Here is a 24,302-nt window from a genome sequence, read left to right on the forward strand (position 1 = left end):
AAAAAGCAGTCACTCATTTCAATTTTCAAATGAGTGACTGCTTTTCTTTATCACATTTCAATATGTTCACCGCTTCTAATCTTATCTGCTAACTCATTCAACTTACGTAAACGATGATTAACACCTGATTTCGAAATTGTGCCTGTAGAAACCATTTCTCCTAATTCTTTTAGAGAGACATCTTGATTTTCCACACGCAATTTCGCAATTTCTCTTAAACGGTCTGGTAAGTTTTCAATGCCGATTTCTTGATCAATCAACTGAATACTTTCAACTTGTTTCATCGCTGCACTAACTGTTTTGTTTAAATTAGCTGTTTCACAGTTTACTAAGCGATTTACTGAATTACGCATATCTCTGACAATACGCACATCTTCAAATTTCAACATCGCTTGATAACCTCCGATTAAACTCAAGAAATCAGAGATTTTCTCCGCTTCTTTCAAATAAACGATATTTCCTTTTTTACGTTCTAAATGTTTCGCATTCAATTCATATTCATTCATTAAAGCAGTTAAGCCTTCTGAATGACTTTCGTATAAAGAAAATATCTCTAAATGATAAGAAGATGTTTCTGGATTATTCACAGAACCGCCAGCTAAGAATGCACCGCGTAAATAACTTCGTCTCATTTCATCGTCACGAATCAAATCTAAATCAATAGCGTGTGTAAACACACCGTCTTTTAAGATACCAAGTTCATGTAAGATTTCACGAGACTTCATTTTCGTTCTGCAGATATAAATGTTGTTCTTCTTCAGCTTCATTTTCTTTCGAACAAGAATTTCAACTTCAATATTGAATACTTTCTTAATCAGAGAGTATATACGTCTGGCTGTTGTCGCATTTTCAGTTTGTACATTGATGACAAATTGCTGATTCGACAAACTGAGTGCACCATTCATCCGTATCAATGCGCTAAGTTCCGCTCGCGCATTTTTATCATCGACATCGATTCTTGTCAATTCATTTTTCATGTCTGATGCAAAGCTCATGCCGCGCCATTCCCTTCTTTAAAATTTTCTATTTTTCGGATTAAATTGGATTGTGCTTGTTAAATCAAGTGCCAATTCATAAATCATGCGTGCTAAGCGTGTTGTATTATGGCGCACACGATTTTTCGAAGAAACATGGACTAAATCTTGTGCAGTAATGGGTTCAATACCTGCCGCTTCAATCGATTCTTTATGATAAGTCACAGGTTCTGCCTGTTCTTTATGGTAATTTTCTAAAATGTCTTTACTGTACTGATGATTCTCACAACAAATCACATAGTCAATAAAATTTGTTTTCATGTGATTATGCATTGCTTGAATATGATCCATCACATCAAAATGATCTGTTTCGCCATGTTGCGTCATCACGTTTGAAACATAAACTTTAGGTGCCGCACTATCCACAATCGCTTCACCGATACCTGGCACACATAAATTGGAAATTACGCTCGTATACAATGAACCAGGGCCTAATACGATTAAGTCCGCATCTTCTAATGCCTCTACCGCTTCTTCCATCGGCTGCACATCTGCAGGCTCTATAAAGACACGTTTAATTGTTTTTTGACGCTTCGGTATATTAGACTCACCATACACGATTTCTCCATCTTCCATCTCCGCATTTAAACGAATACTAGAATTCGTTGAAGGAATCACGCGTCCTTTGATATTTAAAATTTTACTTAATTCTTTAACCGCATGACCAAAGTCATCCATAATATTTGTCAGTGCCGCAATCAATAGGTTTCCTACTGAATGACCTTCCACTTGATTCTCTTTGAAGCGGTACTGAAACAGCTCCTTTAAAGTCGGTTCTGTATCACTTAAGGCCGCAATAACGTTACGGATGTCCCCAGGAGCGGGAATGTCCATTTCACTTCTGATTTTACCTGTACTTCCCCCATCGTCTGCTACCGTCACAATTGCGGTAATATCGATAGGATAATCTTTTAAACCACGAGCCAATACAGATAAACCTGTACCGCCCCCGATTAATACGATTTTAAGCTTTTTCATTTCTCTCGCCACTTTCGATATGTGCATCTCTATGATGAACGTAAACATTATAGTCGTAACTATCATTCAAGTCTTCGGCTAATCGTTTCGCTAAAGCAACAGAACGATGCTGTCCGCCTGTACATCCGATCGCAATCACTAATTGTGTCTTGCCTTCTTTTTTATAGCCCGGAATCATAAATTTCAATAAGTCTAATAACTTATCATAAAAGATGGCTGTTTCTTGCCATTTCATGACATATTGATATACAGCGTCATCATTACCGGTTAAAGGACGTAACTCTTTTACATAAAACGGATTCGGTAAGAATCTCACATCAAAGACTAAATCTGCATCTTGTTGGATGCCATGTTTGAAGCCAAAGCTCGTTACACTAATACTAAATGTTTCGATATCATCTCTATTAAACAATTTGTTTATTTTTGCACGTAATTCTTTTGGATTTAAGTCTGTTGTATCTATGACAAAGTTCGCAAAACTACGGATTTCAGATAATGATTGACGTTCTTCTCTAATAGAATTAATCAATGAATTTTGACCGTTATCACTTAATGGGTGTGCACGGCGTGTTTCTTTATATCTTGAAATTAATTTTGCTTCACTTGCCTCGACAAACATCACGTCTACTATAATGCGATTCTTGCTGCGTAAAAAATCTACTTCTTTTACTAAGGATTTGAAAAATTCGCGACCGCGTAAATCAATCGCAATTGCTACTTTTTGTAAAGATGGTGTGCCTTGCTCCATCAACTCCACAAATTTCGGCAGTAAAATCGGTGGTAAATTGTCTACACAAAAGTACCCTAAATCTTCTAAACTCTGTAAAACTACAGACTTCCCAGCCCCCGACATACCAGTAACCACTAATAATTCACTCTTATTTACGACTTCATTTTCTTCATGTTGCATAACGACACCATCCTGTAATTAATTCGCTCATAATATCCTTATCTTTATCATAGTATCATATTACATTCTAACTTGAACATGATTACTATGGAATATGTAAAAAGGTTTGAATAGATGCATGGTTTAAACCGCTTCATGCACTACTCAAACCTTCTTCGTTTTTTATTATGCTTCTTCTGCTTCTAGTTTATCTTTCAATTCTTCGATATAGCCTTGCGCATTTTGAGCTGCGATACTACCGTCTCCAGTAGCTGTAACGATTTGTCGTAAACCTTTTTCACGCACATCGCCTGCTGCGAAGATACCAGGAACTTTTGTTTCCATTTCTTCGTTTGTTACGATGTAACCTGCTTCGTTTGTGATACCTAAATCAACAATCGGTGCAGTTAAAGGTTTCATACCGATATAAACGAATACACCATCAGCGTCTAATGTTTCTTCTTTACCATCTACTGTAGATTGTAAAGTAACTGAGCCGACTTTACCGTCTTTTTCATTAATAGATGCTAATGTGTGATTCCAGATAAAGTGCATTTTTTCGTTTTTGAATGCACGATCTTGCAAGATTTTTTGTGCACGTAATTTATCTCTACGGTGAACGACAGTAACACTGTCCGCAAATTTAGTTAAGAAGTTACCTTCTTCTACTGCAGAGTCTCCACCGCCGATAACGTATAAGTTTTTGCCTTTGAAGAATGCACCGTCACATACTGCACAGTAACTTACACCGCGGCCGCCAAGTTCTTCTTCACCTGGCACACCGATTTTTTTGTATTCTGCACCTGTTGCGATAATCACCGCATATGCAGTAACAGATTTATCTCCATAAAAGACTTCTTTAATATCGCCTTTATCTTCAATCGCTTTAATATCGCCGTACTGATAAACAGCGCCGAATTTTTGCGCATGATCAAACATTTTTGTTGATAAGTCAGGACCAGAAATTGATTCGAATCCTGGGAAGTTTTCAACATCTTCAGTGTTTGCCATTTGTCCGCCTGGCACACCACGCTCGATCATTACAGTTTTTAAGTCCGCGCGAGAAGCATATACGGCTGCAGTCATACCTGCTGGGCCTGCGCCGATAATTACAACATCATAATCAGGTTGTTGTTTAGTCATTCTTCTTGCCTCCTAGTATTTAATCACACTCATTATAAGATAGAGCTTTCTTGAAATATACTTTTATGCTCAAATTGTGAATTGTACTATTTTACATACACAACTTTTAAACTTCTAGTAGAATTTCAATTGATTTATTCAAACGGTACATAGATATACCGAACCATTCTGTAATAGCTTTTTTCGTATAAGCATCGGGTCGTGTTTTAAAGAAGAGATATACACACGCTGCCACATACCCTTCTACTTTTTCCAAATCATATTCTTGTGCAATGATTCCTTCAGCTCGATCAATCCAATGTACAAATAAAGATTGATATTCTCTTAAAGCCTCTTTCTCATACAAGGTTAACATGCCTCGATGAATGAAATCTAATTTGACTAATTTCAATCCTTTTATCAAATATGTCAGATATAGTTTTTCGTATTCATTCATCGTTTCTAATACATTCCAAATTTCTTCTGTAATTAATAGTTCTCTGCCATTCATCTGTTCTAATAAGAAAATCCCATAAATACGTTTATGGCTGTCTTCACTAATCAATAGCGGCGCAATATGCGAATGGAAATAGAGATTTTTCTCAGAAATCAACCAAGGTGGCGGTCCTGGAGGTGTATCTGTCATTGCTTCAAGCTTTTCCCAAAACACCTTACTTTGTTCTTTATTTCCCAGGTGATAAAAGTTGACGCTTAACGCATGAAACATTTGCATGGAAATGAATTTACCTTTTTTAAACAAAGGATACAATAATTTTTGCGAAGCACTGAACTTTTGTAGATAGCTGAGGACAATACCAAGTTTGAAACTTTCTTCATCATTCATTGGTACAACTTTAGACAATGATTGCAGATAGTTCGGATAAGCTTTGTCATTTGTGTTATAAAGTAATAACGTATAATGACATAATGCATAAACATCCGTCTGATTTTCTTTTAAAAGCTGTTTCAACATATTACGTGCGATATCATAGTTTCCTAAATACAGATGTATCATTGCTAATAAATTGCGTACACTTTCATGCGTACGTACTGTCATTTCTTGGCGTTGAATAAACTTTTTCGCTTCTTCTAGCTTGCCTTGAGAGAAAAGATATTGAAAAATAATCTGAACTGCGAATACTTGGCTCTCTTTTTCAAGTACATCTACATCCTTATAGACAACTTCAAAGGTTTCTTCTAGTTCTTTTCTATAGTCTTCATCCTCTGACAGCAACACATAATTCATCCCGAAACAAAATGCTTTATTCGGATCTTGTAAATTCGTATATATTTGACTGAGTTGATAATAGGATGATTCTACATGTTCACCTTTCGCAATGAAATCATAATAACGTCCAACAACTTGCTTAGCTTGGCCCACTTCAGTCAGTGCGGTTGTATAATCTTGAAGCGCTTCAAAGTCAGAAGGCGACAATTCAAGGACTTTATGATAGTACTCTGCGGCTTTTTGATAATCTCTATGTTTTAGTTTTGACGCTGCCAGTCGTTTAAAAAGTGATGCATCTTGCGTCATTGGAATCACTTTTTTAGATGGTTCTGATGTCATTGTATTGCCCCTCCTCTCACTTATAATCTGATCTGCATGGGATTGCCGAAAGCTAAAGCGCCATCTGGTACATCTTTATTAACTACCGTACCTGCACCGATTTTGACATGACTACCAATTTTAACCCCAGGTAAAATTGTCACATTGGCACCGATTAATGTATGATGACCGATTTCAACTTTTCCCACTCTCAACTCTGAAACTAAAAATTCATGGGTCAATATTGTTGTATTATACCCTATCACACAATTATCTCCAACTTGAATTAGATGCGGATATAAGATATCCGGCATCACTTTATAGGCAAAAGCTGTGTGCTTTCCAACCTGCATACCTAAACAAGCACGGTAAATCCATCGTTTTAATTTCAACGATGGAATATACCGTGCAATCTCAATCATAATCGTTTGTCTAAACGCTTTTTTCACTGTGATAAAATGATACATTCTCCAAAGCGGATTAATCTGTGATTGACTGCCCGCTACTTTTTTATAACGTCTCATTTAATCTCCTCTTATTTCGGCCATGCCAAGTTTCTGGCATCTTTAAATTTAGGTGGTTGTTTCTTCATTCGACGATAGATAATCATAACGACACTGATAATAATCAAGATAACAGACATCACCTGTGCCACTCTGATATTGCTTGTCAACATTAAACTATCTGTACGCATACCTTCGACAAAGAATCTGCCGATTGAATACCAAATCAAGTATAAGAAGAATGTTTCACCAATTCTTAAGTGCTTACGCAAAAATAGCAATAACGCAAAGCCGAGCACATCCCAAACTGATTCATATAAGAAAGTCGGTTGATAGTACTGGCCATCAATATACATATTATCAATAATAAATCTTGGAATATGAAGGTTCTCTAGGAAACTTTGAGACACAGGTCCCCCATGTGCTTCATGATTCATAAAGTTCCCCCAACGTCCAATACCTTGCGCTAAGATAATACTTGGTGCAACAATATCTCCAATTTGCCAAGGGTTATGATTGTTCATTTTACACACAATAATGCCTGTGATAAATCCACCAATCAAACCACCATGAATGGCGATGCCGCCATGCCATATCATCGGTATCTCTGAAGGATTTGCGGCGTAGTATGGCCATTGGAAAATCACGAAATAAATCCGTGCTGCCACAAAGCCGAAAATAGCACTCCAAAAGATAATATCAATCAATGCATCTTGATGATAGCCTACTTTCTTTGCGGTCGCCTGCGCAATAAAATAACCTAATAAGATGCCGAAGGCAATAATAATCCCATACCATCGCACATCAATCGGGCCTAAGCTGAAGGCCACCGGATCAATATAACCTAAGTTAAACAACATCTAGCTTACTCCTCTTTGTGTTCATTTTTTCTAAGTATTTCGGCATTTAAACGTTCGTTAAATTCTTCAGCTGTATTGATGCCCATAATGTTCAAGCGATAATTCATCGCCGCAACTTCAATAATAACTGCCACATTTCTGCCCGGTCTTACCGGAATTGTTTTCTTTGTGATTTCAGTATCTAAAATACGTAAGGTTTCTTCATTCAAACCTACACGGTCGTATAGCTTATCTTTATCCCAGTTTTCCAAATTGATATTCAAACCGATTTTCTTCTCTGTCAAAATCGAACCTGCACCAAATAACGTCATTACGTTAATAATCCCAAGTCCTCTGATTTCTAATAAATGTTCGATTAATTTCGGTGGTTTACCAATCAATTCATCTTTCGTGATTTCACGAATCTCCACATTATCATCCGCAACAAGACGGTGTCCACGTTTTACTAACTCTAACGCTGTTTCACTTTTACCGATACCAGAATCACCAGTAATTAAAACACCTACACCATATACGTCTACTAATACACCATGTAAAGATGTTGTTTTCGCAAGTTCATGTTCAAGATATGTAGTTAATCGGCTCATTAAACTTGTTGTCGCATCTTTAGATGTGAGTAATGGTACACTGAGCTCTTGTGCCGCATTGACTAATTCTTCTGGCGGCTCAATATCACGTGTAACGATAATTGCCGGTGTATCAGGACGGCATAACTTACGTAATCTGCCTTGTCGTTCTTTATCTGGTAATAAATTATAAAATGATAATTCAGTTGTCCCTAATAATTGAATACGGTCAGACGCATAATGCGAAAAGTACCCCGCCATTTCCAAACCTGGGCGTGAAATATCTGTATTATGAATCGGACGATCCAATCCTTCTTCTCCGGCTACTAAATTTAACTTGAATCTGTTTACTATAGCTCTAGCACTTAACATATTTTCACCTCAATCAACATTCTTCGTTATATGCTCATCTCTATCATATCAAAAAAGAATGCAGAAACGTTATTGGTTTTATCTCTATTCATCTTATCATTTCTTATATGTGTTCAAAAATCAAACTTTTTTCTTTGAAGTCATAAAAAAAGACACTCCACTGCTTTAAGTGAAATGTCTTAATCTGGTTATTGACTTGTTTGTGCTGCATCACGTTCTAATACTGTTTTCAAATATTTGCCTGTATAAGAATCTGGAGATGCGGCGATTTCTTCAGGTGTACCTGTCGCAACGATTGTTCCTCCGCCATCGCCGCCTTCAGGACCTAAATCAATCAAGTAATCTGCTGTTTTTATGACATCCAAGTTATGTTCAATAATCACAACAGTATCTCCGTTATCTACAATACGGTTCAATACTTTTAATAAACGACGAATGTCATCCACATGCAGACCTGTTGTTGGTTCATCTAAGATATAGATAGAACGGCCTGTTGAACGTTTATGCAGTTCTGATGCGAGTTTCACACGCTGAGCTTCCCCGCCTGACAATGTCGTCGCAGGTTGGCCGAGCTTCACGTAACCTAAACCAACATCGACTAATGTTTGTAGCTTACGTTTGATTTTAGGGATATTTTCAAAGAAATGTGTCGCATCTTCAGCGGTCATTTCTAATACTTCAGAGATATTTTTACCTTTATAAGTCACTTCTAACGTTTCACGGTTATAGCGTTTACCGCCACATACTTCACAAGGTACATACACATCTGGTAAGAAATGCATTTCAATTTTGATAATCCCGTCACCTTTACATGCTTCACAACGTCCACCTTTAACGTTAAAGCTGAAACGTCCTTTTTGATACCCTCTGATTTTCGCTTCGTTTGTTGATGCGAAAACATCACGGATATCATCAAAAACGCCTGTGTAAGTTGCTGGGTTTGAACGTGGTGTACGTCCAATTGGGGATTGGTCAATATCAATCACTTTATCAAGTTGATCGATACCTTCAATTTTATCCACTTTACCTGGTCTGATTTTCGAACGGTTTAATTTTTGTGCCAATGTTTTATACAGCACTTCGTTCACTAATGAACTTTTACCTGACCCAGAAACACCTGTAACAACAGTCATTGTAGAAAGCGGGAAGTCTACATCTACGTCTTTTAAGTTGTTACTGCTGGCACCGCGTACTTTTAGTTTACGGTCTGTCACAGGTCTGCGGTGTTCTGGGACTTCAATACGTTTCTTACCGCTCAGATACTGACCTGTTAATGATTTAGAATTACGCATGACTTGTTTAGGTGTACCTGCTGCGACAATTTCACCACCGTAATCGCCTGCACCAGGGCCTACGTCTACAAGATAATCCGCTTCTCTCATCGTATCATCATCATGTTCAACCACAATCAGCGTATTACCTAAATCACGCATTTCTTTCAATGTGTTGATTAAACGGTCATTATCTCTTTGATGCAAACCAATAGAAGGCTCATCTAACACATATAATACACCCGTTAAACGTGAACCGATTTGTGTAGCTAAACGAATACGTTGCGCTTCTCCACCAGATAATGTACCTGATGAACGATTTAACGTTAAATAATCTAAACCGACGTTATTTAAGAAATACAATCTTGAGATAATTTCTTTCAAGATTAAATCTGCAATCTTACGGTCTTGTTCAGATAAATCGATATTTTCGAAGAAATGCAATGCTTCTTTAATGGAATACTCTACAACTTCTCCGATATTCAAACCTGAAACATACACAGATAATGCTTCTTGGCTTAAACGTTTACCATGACATGTTTCACAAGGTAATTCCGTCATATATTTCTGCATCATTTCACGAACATATTCTGATGGAGATTCATGATAACGACGTTCAATGTTCGGCACAACGCCTTCAAACTCCATCGTTCTTGTGCGTGATGCACCATTACGTTGTTCGAAAGTAAAAGTAATCTCTTTACCTTTTGAACCGTATAAAATGATATCTTTTTGACGGTCGGTTAATTTTTTAAACGGTCTGTCCATATCAATTTTATACACTTCTGCGACACGTTTTAATAATGTCGGATAGAAGTCAGAACTTTTTGGTTCCCAAGGTACAATCGCACCTTCACGTAACGATACATTCGGATCTGGAATAACCAAATCTACGTCTACTTTTAATTTTTGTCCTAAACCATCACATGTTGGACATGCACCGAATGGGCTGTTGAAACTGAACATACGCGGTTCTAATTCACCAATGCTGAATCCGCAAATCGGACAAGCATGATTTTCAGAGAATTTTAAAGGTTCTCCGCCAATCACATCGACTGTTAAGTTCCCTTCTGCTAGTTCTAACGCTGTTTCAATAGAGTCAGCCAGACGTGATTCAATACCTTCTTTCACCACAAGACGGTCAACAACAACTTCAATCGTATGATTTTTATTCTTATCTAGTTCTGGCACATCATTGATATCATGAATGTCACCATCTACTCTGACACGTACATAACCTTTTTTACTGACATCTTGAAGAAGTTTTTCATGTGAACCTTTACGGTGATTCACAATTGGTGCCATCAACTGAATTTTAGTACGTTCTTCTAACTCTAAAATACGGTCAGCCATTTGTTGTACTGTTTGTGATTCAATTTCAATACCATGATGTGGACAAAATGCTTTTCCGACACGTGCATATAATAAACGAATATAATCATAAATTTCGGTTACCGTCGCAACCGTAGATCTCGGGTTTTTACTTGTCGTTTTTTGGTCAATCGAAATTGCCGGAGATAACCCTTCAATCGTATCAACATCCGGCTTATCCATTTGTCCTAAGAATTGACGTGCGTAAGCACTTAATGATTCTACATAACGACGTTGACCTTCTGCATAAATCGTGTCGAAAGCCAAAGATGACTTACCTGAACCTGATAGTCCAGTCATCACAATCAATTTATTTTTAGGTAATTCCACATTGACACTTTTTAAATTATTTTCACGTGCACCTTTGACCACAATAGATGGATCTTTCTTACTCACACATGTCACCTCACCCTTCTGCTTTCAGTTCAAACAACATGTCTCTTAGCTCTGTTGCTCGCTCAAAGTCTAAGTCTTTCGCTGCTTGTTTCATTTCTTTTTCTATATTTTCAATTGTTTTTTCACGTTCTTTTTTCGTTAATTTCTTAGGTACGACTTTTTGTTCTTTTTCATTTTCTTCATCTGTTTCCACTGTCGCACTAATAACGTCATGGATTTTCTTACGAATTGTTTTCGGTGTAATACCATGTTCTTCGTTGTATGCTTGTTGAATTTTACGACGACGTTCTGTTTCATCAATCGCATACTGCATAGAATCTGTAATCTTATCCGCATACATGATTACTTCACCATGCTCATTACGCGCAGCACGGCCGATGGTTTGAATTAATGAACGGTTAGAACGTAAGAAACCTTCTTTATCCGCATCTAAAATTACAACTAAAGAAACTTCTGGGATATCAATACCTTCTCTTAGTAAGTTAATACCGACAACCGCATCATACGTACCCATACGTAAGTCACGAATGATTTCAATTCGTTCTAATGTTTTTATTTCTGAATGCAGGTAATTGACTTTAATTCCCGCTTCTTTCATATAAGTCGTTAAATCTTCACTCATCTTTTTCGTTAACGTTGTAATGAGTACACGTTCATTTTTATCAATTCTATCTTGAATTTCACTTAATAAATCATCAATTTGATTCTTCGTCGGACGGACATCTATTTTAGGGTCTAATAAGCCCGTTGGTCGAATAATTTGCTCAACAACTTCATCTGAATGTTCTAGCTCATAAGGCCCTGGTGTCGCAGTCACATAAACTAATTGATGTGCTTTTTTCTCAAACTCTTCGAATGTTAATGGACGGTTATCCAAAGCACTCGGAAGTCTGAAACCATGGTCAACTAAAACTTGTTTACGTGCCTTATCTCCGTTATACATCCCTCTGACTTGTGGTAATGTAACGTGAGATTCATCAATCATAATTAACCAGTCATCACCGAAATAATCTAATAACGTATACGGTGTTGAACCATAATCTCTTAAACTCAAGTGGACTGAATAGTTCTCAATTCCTGAACAAAAGCCCATCTCTCTCATCATTTCAAGGTCATAGTTCGTACGTTGTTCTAAGCGTTGTGCTTCTAATAATTTATTATTCTCTCTTAAATACTTTAAGCGATCTGCTAATTCTTTTTCGATACGTTGAATCGCTAATTCCAATTTTTCATCTCTAGTTACGAAGTGGGATGCCGGGAAGATAGAAAAATGTTCTCTTTCACGTAATACTTCACCTGTTAAATAGTTTACTTCGCTGATACGATCAATTTCATCACCGAAGAATTCTACACGGATACACATTTCATCTCGAGACGCCGGGAAGACTTCTACTACATCACCGCGAACTCTGAATGTCCCGCGTTTAAAGTCGATATCGTTTCTTGAATATTGAATATCTACTAATGCACGTAGAAATTGACTGCGATCCATTTCCATTCCTTGACGGACGTTAACTACTAAACTGCTATATTCAGAAGGATCCCCTAAACCGAAGATACTGCTGACACTGGCAACGACAATGACATCGTCACGCTCAAAGAGTGAGCTTGTTGCTGAGTGACGTAATTGGTCAATTTCATCATTGATTGTCGCATCTTTTTCGATAAATGTGTCAGTAGATGGCACATAAGCTTCTGGTTGATAATAATCATAGAAGCTGACAAAGTACTCTACTCTATTTTCTGGGAAAAATTCTTTGAACTCATTATATAATTGACCAGCTAAGGTCTTGTTATGGGCTAATACTAATGTCGGTTTGCCCGCTTGTTGAATGACATTACTCATCGTAAAGGTCTTACCTGTACCTGTTGCTCCGAGTAACGTTTGGTGACGTTTACCTTCTTTAATACCCTTTGAAATTTTTTCGATAGCGGCTGGTTGGTCACCTTGCGGGGTAAACTCAGAAACAATTTTAAATGGATGATGTTCCATAAAATTCGGTATCCTCCTTTATTGACACTTCTATAGAAAAATATGAGTTTTAAAATATAAATAGGTTGAGACACTTGTCGTCTGTCCCAACCATATACTTCATGTTGAGATTGCAATTAAGCTGGTTAATTCGCAACTTCTCAAAATCTCATTTCATCGTTCTATTTAGTCTTTCTATACTCTCAATTACTCTATTTCAAACTTTTTACATCACTATATATTGTAACAGATTCTGTCAAAAAGATACAAACATCTGTTCGTAAAACTACTCTTTTTCCCCAAACAAAAAGCACTTGTCTTTTTTAGACAAGCACCTGTTTCATTTCTATTCAACGATCATCTTCATGCTGTTTATGAAGACGCAATTGATCTACAATCACAAAACCAGCCAGCAGAGATACAACATCTATAAAAATAATCCATTCACTATGAAAGAATCCTTTATATATAGAACCGCCGATCAGCATTAATGTCACAATTGCGCCGACCCATTTATTTTTCGTTACTACACTAAATAGTACAACAAGTATACATGGGAAAAATGAGGCACAAAGATACCAAATGAGAAGCATAAGCGGTCACCCGTCTCTTTTATTTAAAATCGACATTGTTAATTCTCGTAACTCTGAACGTGGAATGAAGTTTTCCGTTAACATTTCAGGGATGACGTTCTCGATAAAATCTTGAACGGACACTAAGTGATCAAACTGCATAATGGTTTCTAAAGACATTTCATAAATTTCAAAGAAAAGTGAGTCTGGATTACGCTTTTGAATTTCACCAAATGTTTCATATAACAAGTCGATTTTATCAGCTACTGCCAAAATTTGACCTTCTAAAGAATCATCTTTGCCTTCTTGCAGACGTTCTCTGTAAACATCTTGATATTCTTCTGGAAATTCTTCTCTAATAAAATTATCTACCATCTCTTCTTCCACTTGCGAGAACAATTTCTTCAAATCACGGCTGGCATATTTCACAGGCGTTTTAATATCCCCTGTAAATACTTCCGCAAAGTCATGATTCAAAGCTTTTTCATATAAGCTTTTCCAATCAATTTCATTGCCATGATGTTCTTCTACTGTGGCTAAGTATTGCGCTATTTTCGTTACTTTAAATGAATGTGCTGCTACATTATGCTCAAAATACTTGAATTTACCAGGCAAGCGTATCAGCTTTTCTAAATCAGATAATCTTTTAAAATATTGATGTACACCCACGTTGAGCTCACCCCTTATCTATTTAATCAAATATTATACCCGCATACACGAATATATATCAAGCACTTTATCACGATTACTTTCAATTTTATTAAAACATTTTTCTTTTACTAGCGGAAATATAACGAATAAAGAGTTTATATTTATGAACTTTATAATAATGTATGTGGTTTTCCTTCACACAATGTCTGAAGTTGCTTTAACTTTACCATTTTTCTTTCTGTAATTTAAAGCATTTATTTCCGATTTACTTAACCTTTACATTTAACTTGTACCAATAAAAAAAGCACCATCCTCTTAATAGAGAACAGTGCGAATCATTTTTTAATTAGTGAATGAAGTTATAACCGCTTGCTTGACCAGCTGAAATCGTACGTGAAGTTACGACACCTGGACCATAGCCGTAGTTCATTTCAGATACACGAACTGAACCGTCGCTGTTAACACCTTCAACATATGCTACGTGACCGTAAGCACCTGCAGAAGATTGCATGATTGAACCTGCTGCTGGAATATTGTTTACTGTGTGTCCCGCTGCTGCCGCTGCGTTTGCCCAGTTATTTGCGTTACCCCAAGTTGAACCTACTTTACCGCCTGCACGATCGAATGCATATGAAGTACATTGACCTGCTGTGTAAAGGTTTGCACCTGAATAGTAAGATGGTGCACTTGTTTGATATGAAGGTGCACTATAAGAAGTTGTTGGTGCACTATATGATTGTGAATAGTTATAAGATGGTGCTTCATAACTAGTGTAGCTTGTGTTATAAGCTGCATCAGCAGTGTAGTTTACAGGAGCTGATGTTGTGTGTGCTGGTGCATCATAGTTTGCTGTTGCTTGACCAGATTTTTGTTCTGTTTGTGGTACAGCTTTACCAGTATGTAACGCTTCTAAATGCGCTGCACCTTTGTCAGAAACTGCTAAAATATCGCCAGGTAAAATGATGTGTGTCACGCCTGGGTTTAATTTGTATAATTGATCTAAAGAGATTTTATGTGCTGCTGCGATTGATTTTAAAGTGTCTCCTGCTTTAACTTCTACAACGTCTGTGTCAGGTAATACTAAAGCAGTGTCTTTTTTAACTTCGTCTTGGCTTAATTTATTAAGTGATTTAATTTCATCAGTAGTAGTGGCAAACAAAGCTGCAACTTCGCTTAACTTAGCATCTTCTTTAACTACATGCGTTTGTTCTGCAGATGCAACACCATTCAATGCTGTTAATAGAGTTAATGATGATGCTGATAGTAATAAAGCTTTCTTCATTTATTATTTCATCCTTTGCTGTCATTTTTTAATCATTAATTGATAAATCCAATATAGCACAACCCTTCCGCTCTAGGTGGAATGTTATAGAGTTGTAATATAAACGTTATACTATCGTTTAATCTCTAAATCAAAGAAACTTTCTGTCAATTAAACTAAATCATTGGCACTAGTACGCTTATTAACCTTTTTAATAGGATTATTTGTAACATGACAGTAATATTAACTCATGCATTTAACATCTAAATTTACTTTTATCAATAATGTTTTTTGTTCGATAAAAAATAAAAGACCAAAGTATATTATACTCTGGTCTTGATCTGTGACATTACGCGTCACGGTTATCCATTTGTGTACGTAAGTACGCTTCAATGAATGGTCCTATTTCTCCATCCATTACTGCGTTAACGTTACCTGTTTCTTCATTCGTACGGTGATCTTTCACCATTGAATATGGATGGAAAACATAAGAACGAATCTGACTGCCCCAGCCGATGTCTTTTTGTTCGCCTCGGATTTCAGTCATTTCTTTTTCTTGTTCTTCTAATTTCAATTGATACAATTTAGATTTCAACATTTTCATAGCCGCTTCACGGTTCTTAATTTGTGAACGTTCATTTTGGTTATTTACCACAATACCTGTTGGATGGTGGGTAATACGGATGGCAGACTCTGTTTTGTTGATGTGCTGACCACCGGCACCTGAAGCTCTGAACGTATCGACTGTAATATCATCCGGGTTAATATCGATTTCTATTTCATTATTATTGAATTCAGGGATGACATCACAAGAGACGAATGATGTATGACGTCTGCCTGATGAGTCGAACGGTGAAATACGTACTAAACGATGCACACCTTTTTCAGCTTTTAAATAGCCATACGCATTATGACCTTTGATTAACAATGTCACACTTTTAACGCCCGCTTCATCACCAGGTAAATAATCTGCTACTTCTACTTTAAAGTTTTTATCTTCAGCATAGCGTTGATACATACGAAGCAACATGCTCGCCCAGTCTTGTGATTCTGTACCGCCGGCACCTGGATGCAATTCTAAGATTGCATTGTTATCATCATAAGGTCCATTTAATAATAACTGTAATTCAAATTCGTCTAATTTACTTTTAAAGTTTACAGTTTCTTCTTCTAAGTCTGCTTTTAAATCTTCATCATATTCTTCTTGCAGTAATTCGTGCGTCGCGTTCATATCTTCGATTTCTGCTTCTAAATCACGATAGCCTTGCACTACTGACTTTAACGCATTATTTTTATCGATAATTTCTTGCGCTTTATTTTGATCATCCCAGAATGTCGGTTCTGTCATCATTTCTTCATATTCTTGGATGTTTGTCTCTTTTTCTTCTAAGTCAAAGAGACCCCCTAAGTTGTTCTAATTTTTCACTATAGTTCGCGATATTACGCTTAATTTCAGATAGTTCCATCTTTTTTCTCTCCTGTACATTGATTGATTAGTTTGTTCTATACTTTTCCTATTTTAGCATAACTTAGAGATATGCTTGTATGAAAAAAGAACCGACTGCCTGTAAGGAAGACCAAATTTTCTTCCTTACAATACGCAATGGTTCTTAGAAATGCATACTATTTGCCGCAGCAGTTTTTGTATTTCTTGCCGCTTCCGCATGGGCAGGGATCGTTACGGCCGACTTGGTCGCCTTTCACAATCGGTTTCGCTTTGACTTTCTCTTTACCGTCTTCAGCTGAGACATGCTGCCCTTTATACTCCTTTGCTTTATCACGTTCCACATCATCTTCTACTGTGATGACAGACTTAAGGATATATTTGCTGACATCTTCTTCGATATTCATCATCATATTATCGAACAGTTGATGTCCTTCATTTTGATAATCACGAAGTGGGTTTTGTTGTCCGTATGAGCGTAAATGAATACCTTGACGTAATTGGTCCATCGTATCGATATGGTCTGTCCAACGACTATCGATAGAACGTAATAAAATCATACGTTCGAATTCATTAAATTGCTCAGGAATATTAGCTTTTTGTTTTTCATAAGCAGCTTCAACTTTTTCCCATACTGTATCAAAGATATCTTCTCTATCTTTACCTTTGATTTCAGAGATATCTAATTCACCTTCATGTAAGAAGACATCTTCTACATAATTAATGAATGGATCGTAATCTACTTCATCTAAGTCATCATTTACATAATAACCGATGGCGCGATCTAGTGTTGAACGCATCATTGTTTTTACAAGATCAGAACTTTCTTCATTATCGATAATGCTGTTACGTTCACCGTAAATAATTTCACGTTGCTTACGTAATACTTCGTCATATTCAAGGATACGTTTACGCGCATCGAAGTTATTACCTTCTACACGTTTTTGTGCAGATTCTACAGCACGAGAAACCATTTTAGATTCAATCGGTGTAGAATCATCCATACCTAAACGGCCCATCATATTTTGAAGACGTTCTGAACCGAAACGTACCATTAATTCGTCTTGAAGTGATAAGTAGAAACGACTTTCACCTCTGTCACCTTGACGACCAGAACGACCACGTAATTGGTCATCGATACGACGTGATTCATGACGTTCTGTACCGATAACTGCTAAACCGCCCAGTTCTTCGACACCTTCGCCAAGTTTGATATCTGTACCACGACCGGCCATGTTTGTCGCAATCGTTACAGCACCTTTTTGACCTGCAGTAGAAACGATTTCTGCTTCACGCTCATGGTTTTTCGCGTTTAAGACGTCATGACGTACGCCGCGTTTTTTCAATAACTTAGAAATGTATTCACTGGTTTCAACCGCTACTGTACCTAAAAGAATCGGTTGACCTTTTTTATGTTTTTCTACAACATCTTCAACCACCGCATCGAACTTACCTTTTTGACTGATATAAATTAAATCAGGTTTGTCGATACGTTGTACAGGACGGTTCGTCGGAATTTGCGTAACTGTCATGTTATAGATATTACGGAACTCTTCTTCCTCAGTTTTCGCTGTACCTGTCATACCAGATAATTTGTTGTACATACGGAAGAAGTTTTGGAACGTAATCGATGCCATTGTCTTAGATTCATTTTGGATTTGCACGCCTTCTTTTGCTTCAATCGCTTGATGCAACCCTTCTGAGAAACGACGACCTGGCATTGTACGACCTGTAAATTGGTCAACGATTAATACTTCACCATCTGTCACCATGTAGTCGACATCACGTTGTAGTGTATAGTTGGCACGTAATGCTGTATTGATATGTGTAATAATATCTACGTTGTTTAAATCATATAAGTTATCCAATTTAAACATACGTTCAGCTTTATCTGCACCTTGATCTGTTAATTGAACAGATTTTGTTTTCTCATCATAGTTATAATCATCTTCAGCTTTCAACATTTTCGCGAATACGTTCGCTTGTGTGTAAAGTGATGTTGATTTTTCTGCTTCACCAGAAATAATTAAAGGTGTACGTGCTTCGTCGATTAAGATAGAGTCGACCTCATCAATGATGGCGAAGTGAAGCGGCCGCATAACACGTTCTTCTGCATAATTCACCATGTTGTCACGTAAGTAATCGAAACCAAGTTCGTTGTTAGTACTGTACGTGATATCTTCATTATAGGCTTGGCGTTTCTCCTCTGTTGATAAACTGTTTAAGTTTAATCCTACAGATAAACCTAAGAAGTTATATAACTCAGCCATTTCTTCACTTTGTACACTTGCTAAATATTCGTTGACTGTAATAACGTGTACACCGCGACCTGCTAAAGCGTTCAAATACGTCGGCATTGTCGCTGTCAACGTTTTACCTTCACCGGTTCTCATTTCTGAAATATCACCGTTATGAATCGCGATACCACCCATGACTTGGACACGGTAAGGTGACATATTGAACACACGTTTAGCCCCTTCTCTTACTAAAGCAAAGGCTTCAGGAAGGATTTCGTCTAATATTTTATCTTGTTTAACTACATCTTCTTCAGCTTGAACTCGTTCTTTAAGTTCTTGTGTTTTATTTCTAATTTCTTCATCAGTAAGAATCGACATTTCCTCTTCCAATGCGAGTACTTTGTCCGCTTGCTTACCTAGGCGTTTAATTTCTCTCTTATTGCCGTCAACAATTTTTGATAAAAAACCCATTCTGTTCGCTCCTTTGGTATAAAAACTGTTTGGCTTACAACAATTCATCTTACCATTTATATCGTAAAAGTTACACTTATATACTCATTCTAATAGTTGATAACTCTTTATTTATAAGTATCAGTGCTTATGATTTTCTTCACTTAATCCAAAGTTTCTATTTGTGTTGTTGGTGCATTACACGTTTCAAACATATCCTCTATATTTTGACACGTTCAACTTACTGAAATCAATCAAATACAATCTTATTAATACAAACTTAATCTTTGAAATTAGTAGTCATTAAAAAAGAGACTCGCAACCTCACAGCTGCGAGCCTCTCATGAGACATTAATTATTAATTTTCAACTGTTTCAATTAAACCGTATTTTCCATCTTTTCTGCGATAAACGATGCTTGTACCATCTGTATCACGGTCTGTAAAGATGAAGAAGTCATGACCTAATAAGTCCATTTGTAATACGGCTTCTTCAGAATCCATCGGTTTTAAGCTGAATTGTTTAGAACGAATGATTTCGATTTCATCATTGTTATCTTGATCAGCAGTTTCTGGTGTAGCTGCTGGGATTGATGGGAATGGTTCTTTCTCATTCTCTTTACGTTTTTTACGATTAACGCGTGTTTTGTACTTACGCACTTGACGTTCTAATTTGTTAGTGATTAAATCAATGCCCGCATATAAATCGTCGTTTCTTTCTTCTGCACGAAGTGTCACGTCTTTAAGCGGAATTGTCACTTCAATTTTAGTGCTTGAATTGGCGTAAGTTTTTACTTTAACATGTGCATCAACGTTCGGCACATTTGTAAAGTAACGTTCTAGTTTACCAACTTTGTCCTCAATGTAATTACGAATTGCGTCTGTAATAGTGAGGTTGTCTCCATGAATTTCAAATCTAATCATAGTGATCGACTCCTTTAACCTCTATATATGTTTTGATTGGTAATGCTCACCTTTATAATAACATGTTTCAACTATCTAGCAAAAGCAAATACATCTATTTTTCCAACTTTTCTGATAAATAAAGCTTCAATCGCATGATGGGCCGTTAGCCCTGTTGTATAAATATCATCTACGAGTAAAATGCGCTTATTTTGTAAATCTACATCTTGAAATGCAGGATTAATATAAAATGGATTGGGAGCTTTGGCACGCATCGCTTTATTCAAAGTGGATTGTTTCGGTCTAACGTCTGTTTGCAGTATCAGATGATACTTAACCCCTTTTGCAGCTAAAACCATTTCTACTGGATTAAATGTTCTTTGTTGATCCCTTGCGATTGGTGAAGGAATTGGAATGATATAGTCATACTGTTGCTTCGGCAATCGAATAAGGTTTGCGATGACTTCACATAATGCCGTATCTCCAGCAATTTTATATTGATGAATCGTCTCGCGTACTTTTCCTGTATAACGGTAATCACAATAAAGTTGATGCATTAAGTTGAATTTGCGAGCTAAAAACTGACAATCTAAACAAGCTTCTTCACTTTCGTCTAACGGTTTTAAACAACGCGGACAGCGTTTCACTTTTTCTAGACGACATGTTTCGAATGCCTGTCGACAATGTTCACACAGAATTTCAGGTGATTTATAAAAATTCGCGGCAGTTAAAGGTTCCGAAAATAGAGTTAAGCATAGTTTACATTTCGGCATCCAACCACCCCTTTTGTAACCCTAATTGATTCATTTGTTTAATTTGGCGTTTAGCTTGTACCATAGATAAGGTGACCCCATTATGCAAAAACAACGCTAAGCCGCTGGTATCTTGTAATTTACGTCCTGTACGTCCTGCAATTTGAACTAAAGCTGCAGTTTGGAAACTTTGGCTGTCGATGACAATGACATCTAAATGTGCCATCGTGAAACCCCGTTCTAAAATCGTGGTCGTGAAGATAATCGGATGTTTACCTGCTCTTAAAGCTTCTACTTTCTCAAAACGTAAGGCATCTTCACTATGAACTGCCACCAAGTCTTTGAAATATTTTTGATAGTGTACCAAGGCTTGTTCCATCGCTTCAATTTGATTAAAGAAGACTAAAGTGACGCGTTGGTTTTCAAGTTGTTTTCGAAGAAGTTCGAGTAAATAGCGCTGCATGCGTTTCGGTTTGAATTTGAAGTAGTGGAATTTGGGGACGGGAAGCGGTTTACGATGATAACGCGCTGGTAAAGTAATGATATTCTCTTTTTTGAATTGTTTTAATAAACGTGAGGAAGGCGTAGCTGTCATATAAATATGACTATAAGCAGAAGCTGAGGCTTGAATGAGTGTCTGCATCAATAAAGGATCCATCGCAAGCGGAAATGCATCAACCTCATCAATATATATCACATCAAAATGTTGTTTAAAGCGATATAATTGATGCACCGTCGCAATGACAAAATGACCTTGATACGTCTGGCTTTGTCCTTGGTACAAGACGTCTATATGTTCACCTTTAAACGATTCGATAATACGCTTGCTGATTTCAATGACCACATCGACACGCGGTGATACAATCGCCACATTCATACCTTGTTGTCTGGCATGTTGAATTCCCGCAAACATCATTTCTGTTTTTCCTGCACCTGTTACCGCATATAGTAATAAATTTTCCTGCTGTTGAATCGCTCGAATAATATGCGAGGAAGCATAGGCTTGTTGTTCAGACAGTTCAAAGTCCAAATGATATTCCCCTAAGCTTATTTGATGTGCAGTTTTGGTAATATATATTGGCTTAAAGCTATCCATACGACCGAGTGATAAACAACTTCGACAATAAGTTATCGGTTGATCGTGAATTTTTGAATGATACGTATAATACTCGTCTTGATGAGGTGTTCCACATTGCTGACAATACCATTTTCCTTTGTCATTTTGTATCACACCTGGTCCTTGATAGATAATCGTTTCATCAGTCAGATGTTTCGTACTTCTGACTAACTTTCCATAATGCTTAATTGTTGTCAGTATAATCCCTCCTAAATAAAAAAAGACAAATCAAGTCACTGTCTGATACAGTGGACTTCATTTGCCCGAAAAATTGTATTTAATTTTATTATTGTTCTACATAGTCCTCTGGACGATTTTCTAAAGATGGAATACGTTTATTAGTGAAACCTAATGCGACACTGCCGACACCTAAATGCGATGCGATAACCGGACTGAAATCCGAATAGTTGATCACATAATGATCAGGGCAACGTTTTTTCAAATTCTCATAAAGTTTCAAGCCATCTTCTCTTGAATCACCATTAACGACATAGAGTGTAACCTCATCATAATCTTTCACTTTTTCTAACACACCGTCTTCAATGCGTTTGACAGCACGTTTTTTCGTACGCACTTTATCTAATGGTACAATCACGCCATCCTCGAATTTTAAGACAGGTTTCATTTTTAACAATGTACCGATAAACGCTTGTGCACCTGTAATACGGCCGCTCTTTTGTAAGTTCTTTAAGTCATCTACAACAACTTCTGCCCCTGTATGTTCACGCATCTCTAATAATTCATCGATGATTGTTTCTGGAGATGCACCTTCTCTTACGCGTTCAGCAGCATAAACCACATATCCGCCTAAAATCATACCTGATAATTTTGAATCGAATGTGTGCACGTTAATGCCTTCGACCATTTCGCCAGCTTGTGTTGCTGATTGGTATGTACCACTGATACCTGCTGATAAGAATAAACCGATAACATCTGTATATCCTTCATCTTTGAGTTTCTCATATTCTTCTACGACTTTACCAATAGCGGGCTGACTTGTTGTCGGAATTTGCGTTTCTGAACGCATACGCTGATATAATTCACTTGGTTGAATATCCTCTCTTTCAATAAAGGAATCTCCATTTTCAAATATCACACTTAATGGCACAACCGAAATATCATATTCATCTAATAAAGCTTGTGTTAATGATGTTGTAGAATCCGTCATTACAGCAATCTTCATGATTTTCCTCCTCAAATATACTCATTGTCAATCATACCCTATTTTATTAAAAAAGAAAATTGATTCTTCCATTTAGAAAAAATATCCGGAGCATGTATAATAGAAGCAAAGACAAGCAATTCTATTGTCATAGGAACTAGTTAAAGGATGTCATAAAATGGAGAATCATATTATTACGATTAAACAAGAATACGTGATTGAAAACGTGATTAACAAGTCACGTTTTATCGCTCATATTAAGCCAGTAGAAAGTGAAGATGAGGCAAAAGCTTTTATTGATGAAGTTAAAAAAGAACATCGCGATGCCACACATAACTGTTCAGCGTATACCATCGGCGATAGTATGTTGATTCAAAAAGCAAATGACGATGGAGAACCAAGTGGTACAGCTGGCGTACCAATGTTAGAAATTCTAAAAAAACTTGAGACACATAATACTGCAGCTGTAGTGACACGTTACTTCGGCGGCATCAAACTTGGTACAGGCGGCTTAATCAGAGCATACAGTGGCGCCGTTCGTGATGCGATCAAAGAAGGCGGACGTGTTGAATTACGTAATGCGATACCCACTACAGTTACAATCAGTTATGAACAGACAGGTAAATTCGAATACGAACTGCAATCAACAAACTTCATTTTAAGAGATACGATGTATACAGATAAAGTGAGTTACCGTATCGATGTATTAGAAGATGATTACGAAGACTTTATCAACTTTTTAAATCGAATTACTGCAGGTACATTCGAATTAGATGAAGAACAAGTAACGCGCCTGCCTTTCGATATTGAAACAAATTAGATATAAAAAACCGCTTGAATTTCACAAGACGAAACTCAAGCGGTTATTTTTATGT

At 37.0% G+C, this 24,302-nt stretch carries 20 protein-coding genes; 1 reads left to right on the forward strand and 19 read right to left on the reverse strand.

Annotated features, from left to right (window positions below; translation table 11 throughout):
• Positions 1–50 precede the first annotated feature (50 nt).
• The 19 genes from whiA to fakB1 all read right to left on the reverse strand — a co-directional run bounded on the left by whiA (position 51) and on the right by fakB1 (position 23,448).
• A complete protein-coding gene (whiA, locus tag KRR19_RS04855; protein WP_002481558.1) occupies positions 51–995 on the reverse strand; it encodes a DNA-binding protein WhiA in 945 nt (314 codons plus the stop codon).
• 18 nt (positions 996–1,013) lie between these two features.
• Complete coding sequence (locus KRR19_RS04860) at positions 1,014–2,012, reverse strand: gluconeogenesis factor YvcK family protein (RefSeq protein ID WP_002481557.1); 999 nt, start codon at positions 2,010–2,012, stop codon at positions 1,014–1,016.
• Positions 1,999–2,922: an RNase adapter RapZ gene (gene rapZ, locus KRR19_RS04865; protein WP_002481556.1), complete on the reverse strand. Its 924-nt coding sequence runs from the start codon at positions 2,920–2,922 to the stop codon at positions 1,999–2,001. The genes KRR19_RS04860 and rapZ overlap by 14 nt, the downstream gene beginning before the upstream one ends.
• A 165-nt stretch (positions 2,923–3,087) precedes the next feature.
• Positions 3,088–4,044 (reverse strand): thioredoxin-disulfide reductase, encoded by a 957-nt coding sequence (gene trxB, locus KRR19_RS04870; RefSeq protein ID WP_023015366.1) that lies wholly within the window; start codon positions 4,042–4,044, stop codon positions 3,088–3,090.
• A gap of 106 nt (positions 4,045–4,150) precedes the next feature.
• On the reverse strand, positions 4,151–5,590 hold the full coding sequence (locus KRR19_RS04875) for a tetratricopeptide repeat protein (protein ID WP_156666953.1): 1,440 nt from the start codon (positions 5,588–5,590) through the stop codon (positions 4,151–4,153).
• A gap of 20 nt (positions 5,591–5,610) precedes the next feature.
• Entirely contained in the window at positions 5,611–6,093 is a 483-nt protein-coding gene (locus KRR19_RS04880) for an acyltransferase (RefSeq protein ID WP_057510215.1), read from the reverse strand.
• 11 nt (positions 6,094–6,104) lie between these two features.
• Positions 6,105–6,932, reverse strand: coding sequence for a prolipoprotein diacylglyceryl transferase (gene lgt / locus KRR19_RS04885; RefSeq protein WP_023015369.1), 828 nt, complete (start codon positions 6,930–6,932; stop codon positions 6,105–6,107).
• A gap of 5 nt (positions 6,933–6,937) precedes the next feature.
• Positions 6,938–7,870: an HPr(Ser) kinase/phosphatase gene (gene hprK / locus KRR19_RS04890; protein WP_002481551.1), complete on the reverse strand. Its 933-nt coding sequence runs from the start codon at positions 7,868–7,870 to the stop codon at positions 6,938–6,940.
• A 188-nt stretch (positions 7,871–8,058) separates the two neighbouring features.
• Positions 8,059–10,908 carry an excinuclease ABC subunit UvrA gene (uvrA, locus tag KRR19_RS04895; RefSeq protein WP_156666952.1) on the reverse strand — a complete coding sequence of 950 codons (2,850 nt, stop codon included), beginning with the start codon at positions 10,906–10,908 and terminating at the stop codon, positions 8,059–8,061.
• Between the two features lie 10 nt (positions 10,909–10,918).
• Positions 10,919–12,901, reverse strand: coding sequence for an excinuclease ABC subunit UvrB (gene uvrB, locus KRR19_RS04900; RefSeq protein ID WP_002481549.1), 1,983 nt, complete (start codon positions 12,899–12,901; stop codon positions 10,919–10,921).
• A 329-nt stretch (positions 12,902–13,230) separates the two neighbouring features.
• Positions 13,231–13,473, reverse strand: coding sequence for a CsbA family protein (locus KRR19_RS04905; RefSeq protein WP_023015372.1), 243 nt, complete (start codon positions 13,471–13,473; stop codon positions 13,231–13,233).
• Positions 13,474–13,479: 6 nt separating this feature from the next.
• The gene (locus KRR19_RS04910) at positions 13,480–14,121 is read right to left on the reverse strand and encodes a YfbR-like 5'-deoxynucleotidase (RefSeq protein ID WP_002481547.1); all 642 of its coding nucleotides are present in this window, start codon (positions 14,119–14,121) and stop codon (positions 13,480–13,482) included.
• Between the two features lie 328 nt (positions 14,122–14,449).
• Positions 14,450–15,385: a COG3942 and LysM peptidoglycan-binding domain-containing protein gene (locus tag KRR19_RS04915; protein WP_002481546.1), complete on the reverse strand. Its 936-nt coding sequence runs from the start codon at positions 15,383–15,385 to the stop codon at positions 14,450–14,452.
• 328 nt (positions 15,386–15,713) lie between these two features.
• A protein-coding gene (gene prfB / locus KRR19_RS04920) for a peptide chain release factor 2 (protein ID WP_216733498.1) occupies positions 15,714–16,830 on the reverse strand; the annotation gives its coding sequence in 2 pieces (ribosomal slippage) (positions 15,714–16,757 and positions 16,759–16,830; 1,116 coding nt in all).
• A gap of 157 nt (positions 16,831–16,987) precedes the next feature.
• The gene (gene secA / locus KRR19_RS04925; protein WP_023015375.1) at positions 16,988–19,516 is read right to left on the reverse strand and encodes a preprotein translocase subunit SecA; all 2,529 of its coding nucleotides are present in this window, start codon (positions 19,514–19,516) and stop codon (positions 16,988–16,990) included.
• A 337-nt stretch (positions 19,517–19,853) separates the two neighbouring features.
• Entirely contained in the window at positions 19,854–20,417 is a 564-nt protein-coding gene (hpf, locus tag KRR19_RS04930) for a ribosome hibernation-promoting factor, HPF/YfiA family (RefSeq protein ID WP_002481543.1), read from the reverse strand.
• Between the two features lie 71 nt (positions 20,418–20,488).
• Complete coding sequence (locus tag KRR19_RS04935; protein WP_156666950.1) at positions 20,489–21,169, reverse strand: ComF family protein; 681 nt, start codon at positions 21,167–21,169, stop codon at positions 20,489–20,491.
• A complete protein-coding gene (locus KRR19_RS04940; RefSeq protein WP_156666949.1) occupies positions 21,156–22,463 on the reverse strand; it encodes a DEAD/DEAH box helicase family protein in 1,308 nt (435 codons plus the stop codon). The genes KRR19_RS04935 and KRR19_RS04940 overlap by 14 nt, the downstream gene beginning before the upstream one ends.
• Positions 22,464–22,551: 88 nt before the next feature.
• Positions 22,552–23,448, reverse strand: a complete 897-nt coding sequence (fakB1, locus tag KRR19_RS04945) for a fatty acid kinase binding subunit FakB1 (protein ID WP_002481540.1) — start codon at positions 23,446–23,448, stop codon at positions 22,552–22,554.
• Positions 23,449–23,605: 157 nt separating this feature from the next.
• Here fakB1 and KRR19_RS04950 point away from each other — a divergent pair, with 157 nt between their 5' ends.
• Positions 23,606–24,247: a YigZ family protein gene (locus KRR19_RS04950; RefSeq protein WP_002481539.1), complete on the forward strand. Its 642-nt coding sequence runs from the start codon at positions 23,606–23,608 to the stop codon at positions 24,245–24,247.
• The last annotated feature ends 55 nt before the right edge of the window (positions 24,248–24,302 follow it).

The organism is Staphylococcus sp. CWZ226, assembly GCF_018986355.1.
GTDB lineage: Bacteria > Bacillota > Bacilli > Staphylococcales > Staphylococcaceae > Staphylococcus > Staphylococcus simulans.

Coding starts and splice junctions, on each gene's coding strand:
- whiA (WP_002481558.1), bottom strand. CDS start 995: ATGAGCTTTGCATCAGACATGAAAAATGAATTGACAAGAATCGATGTC.
- KRR19_RS04860 (WP_002481557.1), bottom strand. CDS start 2,012: ATGAAAAAGCTTAAAATCGTATTAATCGGGGGCGGTACAGGTTTATCT.
- rapZ (WP_002481556.1), bottom strand. CDS start 2,922: ATGCAACATGAAGAAAATGAAGTCGTAAATAAGAGTGAATTATTAGTG.
- trxB (WP_023015366.1), bottom strand. CDS start 4,044: ATGACTAAACAACAACCTGATTATGATGTTGTAATTATCGGCGCAGGC.
- KRR19_RS04875 (WP_156666953.1), bottom strand. CDS start 5,590: ATGACATCAGAACCATCTAAAAAAGTGATTCCAATGACGCAAGATGCA.
- KRR19_RS04880 (WP_057510215.1), bottom strand. CDS start 6,093: ATGAGACGTTATAAAAAAGTAGCGGGCAGTCAATCACAGATTAATCCG.
- lgt (WP_023015369.1), bottom strand. CDS start 6,932: ATGTTGTTTAACTTAGGTTATATTGATCCGGTGGCCTTCAGCTTAGGC.
- hprK (WP_002481551.1), bottom strand. CDS start 7,870: ATGTTAAGTGCTAGAGCTATAGTAAACAGATTCAAGTTAAATTTAGTA.
- uvrB (WP_002481549.1), bottom strand. CDS start 12,901: ATGGAACATCATCCATTTAAAATTGTTTCTGAGTTTACCCCGCAAGGT.
- KRR19_RS04905 (WP_023015372.1), bottom strand. CDS start 13,473: ATGCTTCTCATTTGGTATCTTTGTGCCTCATTTTTCCCATGTATACTT.
- KRR19_RS04915 (WP_002481546.1), bottom strand. CDS start 15,385: ATGAAGAAAGCTTTATTACTATCAGCATCATCATTAACTCTATTAACA.
- secA (WP_023015375.1), bottom strand. CDS start 19,516: ATGGGTTTTTTATCAAAAATTGTTGACGGCAATAAGAGAGAAATTAAA.
- hpf (WP_002481543.1), bottom strand. CDS start 20,417: ATGATTAGATTTGAAATTCATGGAGACAACCTCACTATTACAGACGCA.
- KRR19_RS04935 (WP_156666950.1), bottom strand. CDS start 21,169: ATGCCGAAATGTAAACTATGCTTAACTCTATTTTCGGAACCTTTAACT.
- fakB1 (WP_002481540.1), bottom strand. CDS start 23,448: ATGAAGATTGCTGTAATGACGGATTCTACAACATCATTAACACAAGCT.
- KRR19_RS04950 (WP_002481539.1), top strand. CDS start 23,606: ATGGAGAATCATATTATTACGATTAAACAAGAATACGTGATTGAAAAC.